This is a genomic window from Maricaulis sp. (genome assembly GCF_030149425.1).
Taxonomy (GTDB): Bacteria; Pseudomonadota; Alphaproteobacteria; order Caulobacterales; family Maricaulaceae; genus Maricaulis.
Map to the genome: position 1 here is coordinate 47692 of NZ_JASBRQ010000031.1, position 8361 is coordinate 56052.

The 8361-nt window shown below is 60.5% G+C and carries 7 protein-coding genes; all 7 read left to right on the plus strand.

Features of this window, described 5'->3' with window-relative positions; genetic code table 11:
- Positions 1 to 9: 9 nt before the first annotated feature.
- Positions 10 to 792: an ABC transporter permease gene (locus Q1V57_RS04860; RefSeq protein ID WP_300528135.1), complete on the plus strand. Its 783-nt coding sequence runs from the start codon at positions 10 to 12 to the stop codon at positions 790 to 792.
- 17 nt (positions 793 to 809) lie between these two features.
- Positions 810 to 1580 (plus strand): ABC transporter ATP-binding protein, encoded by a 771-nt coding sequence (locus tag Q1V57_RS04865; RefSeq protein WP_300528137.1) that lies wholly within the window; start codon positions 810 to 812, stop codon positions 1578 to 1580.
- A gap of 22 nt (positions 1581 to 1602) precedes the next feature.
- Positions 1603 to 2424, plus strand: coding sequence for a sulfotransferase (locus Q1V57_RS04870; protein ID WP_300528140.1), 822 nt, complete (start codon positions 1603 to 1605; stop codon positions 2422 to 2424).
- A 167-nt stretch (positions 2425 to 2591) separates the two neighbouring features.
- Positions 2592 to 4409, plus strand: a complete 1818-nt coding sequence (glmS, locus tag Q1V57_RS04875) for a glutamine--fructose-6-phosphate transaminase (isomerizing) (protein WP_300528142.1) — start codon at positions 2592 to 2594, stop codon at positions 4407 to 4409.
- Between the two features lie 99 nt (positions 4410 to 4508).
- On the plus strand, positions 4509 to 5651 hold the full coding sequence (locus tag Q1V57_RS04880; protein WP_300528144.1) for a DegT/DnrJ/EryC1/StrS aminotransferase family protein: 1143 nt from the start codon (positions 4509 to 4511) through the stop codon (positions 5649 to 5651).
- 218 nt (positions 5652 to 5869) lie between these two features.
- On the plus strand, positions 5870 to 6730 hold the full coding sequence (gene cysD / locus Q1V57_RS04885; RefSeq protein ID WP_366145079.1) for a sulfate adenylyltransferase subunit CysD: 861 nt from the start codon (positions 5870 to 5872) through the stop codon (positions 6728 to 6730).
- 8 nt (positions 6731 to 6738) lie between these two features.
- Positions 6739 to 8361: sulfate adenylyltransferase subunit CysN (gene cysN, locus Q1V57_RS04890; RefSeq protein WP_366145080.1), on the plus strand; the 1623-nt coding region annotated here is incomplete at its 3' end.

Consider the following 8361-nt stretch of genomic DNA (forward strand, 5'->3'; position numbering starts at 1 on the left):
TTGTAGTCGATGGACTCAGCCATCAAAGAAATTCTATCCGGCTTCGCGGACTGGCGCCGTTGGGCTTGGCTGGGATTGTATGACGTCAAGCTGCAGAACCGCCGTTCCTTCGTCGGCACCTGGTGGTCAGTGCTGTCGAATGCGATCTTCGTTTTCGGTGTCGGCTACTTGTTCTCTTATCTCATGGACCGCCCGATTGAGGTCTTCCTGCCGCATATTGGTGCCGGCTATATCGTCTGGCAGTTCATTCTCGGCAATGTCAGCCAGGCGGGGACGGTCTTTGTCAGCTATCAGAAGATCATCCTCGAAGCGCTTCTGCCCATTAACACGCTAATCCTGCGCGGCCTCGTCACCAGTGCGATCCAGCTCGCCATGTCCGCCTGGCTCATCGCTGCGGTGCTGGTCTATACTCAGGTTTTGCCTGGGCCGTTTGTCTATCTGGCGCTGGCAGGCGTGGTGCTGAACCTCGCCGTGCTGCACGGGGCGATGCTGTTCATAGCCATCGTTTCGGCTCGGTTTCGGGATTTTCGCCATCTCGTTGACGCCGGAATGCGGCTGGTGTTTTTCCTGACACCGATCATCTGGATGCCCAACCCGGCCGATGAGACCCGGTCCATGCTGATGGCCTTCAACCCCTTTTACTACATGGTCGAGGTCATCCGCGCGCCTATCGTCCAGCCGACGGTTCAGATGGACCTTTACGCCATTGTGCTGGGCATGGCGGTGTTCACAAATCTGGCGGGGCTGGTCGCCTTCCTCTTCGCCCGCCGGCGGCTGGTCTATTGGTTGTGAGTGCTATGGATCATGCTGTGAAAATTGCCGCCCGCGACCTGACCGTCGATTTCCGCGTTCCCGCCGGAGCGATAGAGTCGCACAGCGAGGATGGCGCGAACGCCCGTTTCCAGCAGGTCGGGAACCGGACCGTGCTACGCGCCCTGGATCGCCTGTCTTTCGAGATCATGCCGGGCGAACGCGTCGGCATCTGGGGACCGAATGGCTCCGGGAAAACCACATTGCTTCGTGCTCTGCGCGGCGTCTATTCACCCAGCGATGGTGAGCTGGTCGTTGAAGGCAAAACCCAGTCCTTTCTCAATTTGACTTTTGGTCTGAATGAAGACGCAACCGGCTGGGAGAACATCCTTCTTCGTGGCGTGTTGATGGGCGAGCGGCCCGGCTCGATCCGGGCCAAAATGCCCAAGATCGCCGAGTTCAGCGAACTCGGGGAATTCCTCAACATGCCCCTGCGCAGCTACTCGGCCGGGATGCGTATGCGCCTGGCCTTGTCCGTGGCGATGGAATTGCCGTCCGATATCTTGCTTATGGACGAGTGGCTGTCCGTCGGTGATGCCAGCTTCCGGCAGAAGGCGGCCGCGCGCATGCGGGAGGCGGTGGAGGCATCGAAAATCCTCATCATCGCCTCGCATAATCGCAAGCTGATCGAGGGCTTGTGCACCCGCATCCTGACCCTTGACCAAGGGCGTATCGTGTCCGATCAGGCGGTGTCCGGCGAGACCAAGCCAGCCAACACCAAGCACCGGGTCAAAGCCGGGGCCCGCCGCGTCAAGAACAAGTCCAGCTAACCGAGCAAACCCCGAGGCCGAAATGGGTTATCAAGATCCGATTTTCATCATTGGTTCCTATCGTTCAGGTACCAGCATCACAACCTGGTGCCTTGGCCAGCATCCGAATATCTGGCTGCTCCCGGAAACCTACTGGATCGCCCAATTCGCCCGCGCCGTGCCGGATTACTACGCGCACGGCACGTCGCAGCCGGCCGCGCATTTTGAGCGTTGTGGCCTCACCGAAGAAGACTTTCAGGAAGCGGCGCAGGACTTTGTCCATGACGTCATCCGGCGCGGGCAGGAACGCCGGGTGCGCAAAGTGCTCACCAATCTGCAAAATGGCGGTGAGGTGAACCGGACCATGTGGATTCAGCGGGCTCCGAAGGAGCCGAAACGGCGCTGGGTCGACGGCACGCCGGAAAATGCCCATTCGGTGAAGGAGCTGCACGCGCTCTTCCCGGGCGCGCGCTTTATCCACCTTGTCCGCAGTCCTCATGAAGTTGTGCGGTCAATGGCCAAATTCGATACTGCTGGTGGTGATCCGCAGGGTGCCCGTGATGCCTATGACACCTGGCGCCGCCTTGCCGGTGCCGCCTGGGAGGCTGAGCAAGAGCTGGGTAGCGATGTTGTGCGGCGCTTTTTCCAGGCGGATCTGACGGAGCGCCCGGAAGACATGTTCCGCGATATTTGCCGTTTCATCGGTGAACCCTACCGGCCAGCCTGCCTGGAGCCGCTGCAGGAGCGCATTAATTCCTCGAAGGTTGAGGATGAGGACGTGCCCTCGAAGGACAATCTGCCGCGCGCGCTGCACTCTGTCTTCGATGATAATGAGGACTTCTTCCAGGCCATGAAGACTCAGTGAGGCAAGTCTGGACACTGCGGGGCGGGGTTTGTGTAACCTTCTGTTACCTCGCTTGTGAGGCGTCAGCGCCTTTCCCGACTTGAAAGCGGGTCGCGTTCGGCCCTAGGTAGCGGCTAGAAGAAATGCTGCAGGTGCGAGCCGCACCGAGCGGATAAGGGAATACGGTCATGTGCGGAATTGTAGGCGTATCTAACGGTCAGGCAGCTGAGCGCGTCCTTATCGAGGGGCTGCGGCGGCTGGAGTATCGTGGTTATGATTCAGCCGGTATCGCCGTGCAGACCGCGACCGGAACCCGGCGCGTGCGTGCGCCCGGCAAGCTGGCGGCGCTGGAAGCCAAGCTCAATGGCGAGCTGACCGGTGCCAGCGGTATTGCCCATACGCGATGGGCAACCCACGGGGTTCCCAATGAGGTCAATGCGCACCCGCACCAGGCCGGCCGTGTCAGCCTCGTCCATAATGGCATTATCGAGAATTTCAGCGAATTGCGATCCGAGCTCGCTGAAACCGGACGAAGCTTCGCCAGTGAAACGGATACCGAAGTGGTTGCTCACCTGATCGATCAGGCACTGGAGCGCGGCTTGTCGCCGCGTGCGGCTTTGCTTGAAACCGTGCAGCGTCTCGACGGGGCTTTCGCCCTTGCCGCCATGATTGATGGTGATGATGGAATCCTGCTCGGCGCGCGCCAAGGGGCGCCTCTGGTCGCTGCCAATGGTGGCGGTGCGGGTTTCCTCGCCTCCGACATCATGGCGATTTCCGATGCTGCCGAAAAAGTCATGTATCTGCAGGATGGTGACTGCGTGGTCGTCAGCGGTGACACGATTGATGTCTTTGACCGGTCCGGTGCGGAGATCGAGCGCGCCCTGGTCGCTGCGCCGGCCTCGATCGTGATCGCCGAGAAGGGCAATCACCGCCACTTCATGCAGAAGGAAATCTACGAGCAGCCGGAAGTCATCGGGCGAACGCTGTCGGCTTATATCGATTACAGCGCCGCCACCGTGCGCCCCGTCGAAGGGATTGATTTCGCCTCCATGTCGAGGCTGCTCATCATTGCCTGCGGGACGGCGTCCTACGCGGGCAGCGTTGCCGAATACTGGTTCGAGCGCCTCGCCGGGCTTCCGGTCGAAATTGATATTGCATCGGAGTTCCGGTACCGCGACCCGGCCTTCATGAAGCAGGATGCCGCGCTGTTCATTTCCCAGTCCGGCGAGACCGCGGATACCCTTGAGGCCATGCGCTTGTGCCGTGAGGCCGGGCTCAAGACCATCGCCCTGGTCAATACCCCGCATTCGACCATGGCCCGCGAAGCCGACGTTGTCGTGCCAACCCTGGCCGGCCCGGAGATTGGTGTCGCTTCGACCAAGGCCTTTACCTGCCAGCTCTCTGCCCTGGCGGCATTGTCGCTATTGGCAGCCCAGCAGCGCGGGCATTCCACCGAAATGGATATCCAGCGTCATATCGCGGCGCTCAACTCCCTGCCCAGCCATGTCAGCGCTGCCCTTCATATCGAACCGCAAATCGAGAAGCTGGCGCATACGCTGAGCCATGCCGAGATTGTCCTCTATCTGGGCCGAAACGAGTTTTTCCCGCTCGCTCTTGAAGGCGCGCTCAAGCTGAAAGAGATCAGCTATATCCACGCAGAAGGCTATGCTGCCGGTGAACTCAAACACGGTCCGATCGCGCTGATCGAAGATGATGTCGATGTCATCGTGATCGCCCCGTTCGATGCCCTGTTCGGCAAGACGCGGTCGTCCATTCTGGAGGTCAAGTCGCGCGGTGCCCGGGTCACGGCGATCACCGACAAGCGCGGTGCCGAAGCCCTGGCCGACAGCGCCTATTCGATTATCGAGATGCCTGAGGCCGAGGGCCAGTCAGCGGCAATCATCGCCTCCATCGCGGTGCAGCTGCTGGCCTATCACGTCGCCGTCCACAAAGGCACCGATGTCGATCAGCCGCGCAATCTGGCCAAGTCGGTCACCGTAGAGTAGCGAAACCTTTCGTGACTTTATGCCCTTACGGCGGGCCGCTATACGGCTCGCCATGGCCTCTGCGGCCGTTCTGATTATCTCATACCGAGTGGTAGTTCCATGGCCGACATGATCCCCTTCATCGATCTCAAAGCTCAGCGCGCCCGTCTGAAAGACCAGATGGATGCAGCCATTGCCAAAGTACTTGATGAAGGGCGCTATATTCTCGGGCCGGAAGTGACCGAGCTGGAAGAAAAGCTCGCCGCGTTCAATGGTATGGGCCGCGCGCTGAGCTGCGCCAACGGGACCGACGCCATCCTCATTCCGCTGATGTCCTGGGGGATTGGCCCGGGTGACGCGGTTTTCGTGCCGAGCTTCACTTTCGCTTCCACCGCCGAGGTCGTGGTGCTCGCCGGTGCCTCTCCGGTCTTTGTCGATATTGACCGTGATACCTACAATCTATGCCCCAAGAGCCTGGCTGAGGCGATCGACAAGGTGAAGGCCGATGGCGAGCTGACACCGCGTGCTGTGATCGCGGTGGATCTGTTCGGCCAGCCGGCGGACTACCCCAAGCTTGCCGAGATCGCCCGAGCGCATGATCTCAAGCTGGTGTCCGACTGCGCCCAGGGCTTCGGTTGCACGCTCAACGGCAAGTCCTCGCTGGAATGGGCTGATGTGCTCACGGTCAGCTTCTACCCGGCGAAACCGCTGGGCGGTTATGGTGATGGCGGCGCGGTCCTGTGCAAGGATGACGATCTCTTCGACGTCATGAAGTCGGTGCGCGTCCATGGCGAAGGCAAGGCGCGCTATGAATACGCCCGGATCGGCCTGAACTCCCGTCTCGACACGCTGCAGGCGGCCATCCTTCTGTCCAAACTGTCAGTCTTTGCCGAAGAGATCCGGCTGCGCCAGAAGGTGGCTGATCGCTATAATGCCGGCCTCGGTCAGTATGTGAAAACGCCCTTCGTGATCGATGGCGCGCAGTCGACCTGGGCGCAATACACGATTGAGGTCAATGACCGTGATGGTTTCCGGGCCGCGGTCGGGGAGCAGGGCGTGCCGACGGCAGTCTATTATCCGATCCCGCTGCACCTGCATGAGCCCTACGCCTCCTACCCGGTAGCCCCGGCCGGTTTGCCGGTGACCGAGGACGTTGCCCACCGCGTGGTCTCACTGCCGATGCACCCGGATCTGAGCGAAGCGGATTCCGATCGCGTCATCGCGGCTGTCAAAGACTGCGATGCGAGCCATTTTCAGGCCTGAAACCGGTTTTGACAGGCTAGTATTCTCCCCCCGGATATCCTAAGTCCCTGCAGGGTCGCACGCGCGACTTGTCCAGCTATTTTTTGGGCTTATCCGAGGCGAGAATGCACAGCATTGATGAACAGGTCCGGGCCTATGCCCAACGGTTTTACGGCGACCAAGCCCCCACGCGCGAGCGCCCGCTCTCTGCGCATCTGAAGGCGCTTGAGTCGGAGAGCATGCATATCATCCGCGAGGTGGCGGCCGAGTTCGAGCGTCCGGTGATGCTTTACTCGATCGGCAAGGACAGTGCGGTCATGCTGCACTTGGCGCTGAAGGCCTTCTATCCCTCGCGCCCGCCTTTCCCGCTGCAGCATGTCGATACGACGTTCAAGTTTCGCGACATGATCACCTTCCGCGAGGCCATCGCCCGTGAGCTCGGCCTGGAAATGCGGGTCGAGATCAATCAGGAAGGGGTCGAACGCGGCATCAATCCGTGGGATTCCGGCTCCAACCTGCACACCCAGGTGATGAAGACCGAGGCTCTGCGCGCGGCGATGAACCGGCATCAATATGATGCGGCCTTCGGCGGTGCCCGCCGAGACGAGGAGAAGTCGCGAGCGAAAGAGCGGATTTTCTCCTTCCGCGACCAGAACCATGGCTGGGATCCGAAAAACCAGCGCCCGGAACTCTGGGGTAATTACAACACCAAGATCAAGCAGGGTGAATCGATCCGGGTCTTCCCGCTGTCCAACTGGACCGAGCTGGATATCTGGCAATACATCCTGGAAGAACACATTCCGATCGTGCCGCTTTATTTCGCCGCGCATCGCCCCGTTGTGGAGCGCGACGGCCAGGTCATCATGGTCGATGATGAGCGTTTGCCGATCAGCGAGGGTGAGAAGCCCGACCTGCGCATGGTCCGTTTCCGTACGCTCGGCTGCTACCCGCTGACCGGTGCGATCGAGAGCTCGGCCCAGTCGCTGGAAGAAATCGTTGTGGAGATGCTGACGGCGCGGACCTCGGAGCGGTCCGGCCGCCTGATCGACCATGATGAAGCCGGTTCGATGGAGAAGAAAAAGCGCGAGGGGTATTTCTAATGGACGCGATGGAAACCCGCGATGCCGTGATCGATCGCCTGACTCATTCGGGAGGTCAGGGCGGCGTATTGCGCTTTTTGACCTGTGGTTCGGTGGATGATGGCAAGTCGACCCTGATTGGCCGTCTGCTCTACGACAGCAAGCTGTTGTTCGAGGACCAGCTCAGCGTGCTTGAGCGCGACAGCCGCCGTCACGGGACAACCGGCGAGGATATCGACTTTGCGCTTTTGCTCGACGGTCTCGAGGCCGAGCGAGAGCAGGGCATCACGATCGATGTGGCTTATCGTTTCTTCGCCACCGAGAAACGCAAATTCGTCGTCGCCGATACCCCCGGCCACGAACAGTATACGCGCAATATGGCGACCGGCGCCTCGACGGCAGATGTCGCTATCCTGATGATTGATGCCCGCAAAGGCATCCTCACCCAAACGCGCCGCCATGCCTTTATCACGACGCTGCTTGGCATCCGGCGCCTCGTCCTGGCAGTAAACAAGATGGACCTCGTCGACTATGACGAGACGATCTTCAACGACATTGTCGATGACTTCTACGCCTTTGCGGATGAGCTTGCGACAGATCTCGAAATCCAGCCGATCCCGATGTCGGCGCTTGCCGGGATCAACATCACCAGCCGGTCGGATGAAACCGACTGGTACGATGGGCCGGCCCTGATGGAGTACCTTGAGAATGTCCCCGTGGGCGACAAGCGCCGCAACGCATCATTCCGCATGCCGGTCCAGTGGGTCAACCGTCCGAACCTCGATTTCCGCGGCTTCTCCGGACAGATTGCCTCCGGCACGGTGAAGCCTGGTGACCGGGTGAAATCCATGCCATCCGGCAAGCAATCGACCATCGCGCGGATCGTGACGGCCGACGGCGACTTGCCCGAAGCCGTGGCCGGCCAGTCGGTGACGCTGACGCTGGCGGACGAGATCGACGCCTCACGCGGTGATGCCATCGTCACGGCGGATGATCCGACAGAGGTGTCAGACCAGTTCCAGGTCCGCGTCCTTTGGATGAACGAATCCCCGCTCCTTCCGGGCCGGCGCTACCTTCTGAAAGTCGGCGCCAAAACGGTCACCGCGACCGTGAATGCCCCGAAATATGGTATTGATGTCAACACCTTGTCGGATGTTCCCGCAAAGACGCTGGAACTCAACCAGATCGGCGTCACGACGATCTCGCTCGATCAGGCAATCACGTTCGACCCCTACGACGCCAACCGCAATCTCGGCGGCTTCATCCTGATCGACCGGATGAGCAATGATACGGTTGGCCTGGGTCTCATCGACTTTGCCCTTCGCCGTGCATCGAACATCCACTGGCAGGCCATGGATGTGGACCGCGATGCGCTGGCCGAACAGAAAGGGCAGCGGCCCGCCGTCCTCTGGTTCACGGGCCTGTCCGGCTCCGGCAAGTCGACGATTGCCAACGCACTCCAGAAGCGACTGTTCGCCCTTGGCAAGCACTCCTTCTCTCTCGACGGCGACAATGTCCGTCACGGGCTGAACCGCGACCTCGGCTTTACCGATGCGGACCGAGTGGAAAACATCCGCCGCGTTGCAAATGTGGCCAAGCTGATGTCCGATGCCGGCCTGATCACGCTTGTCTCATTCATCTCCCCCTTCCGG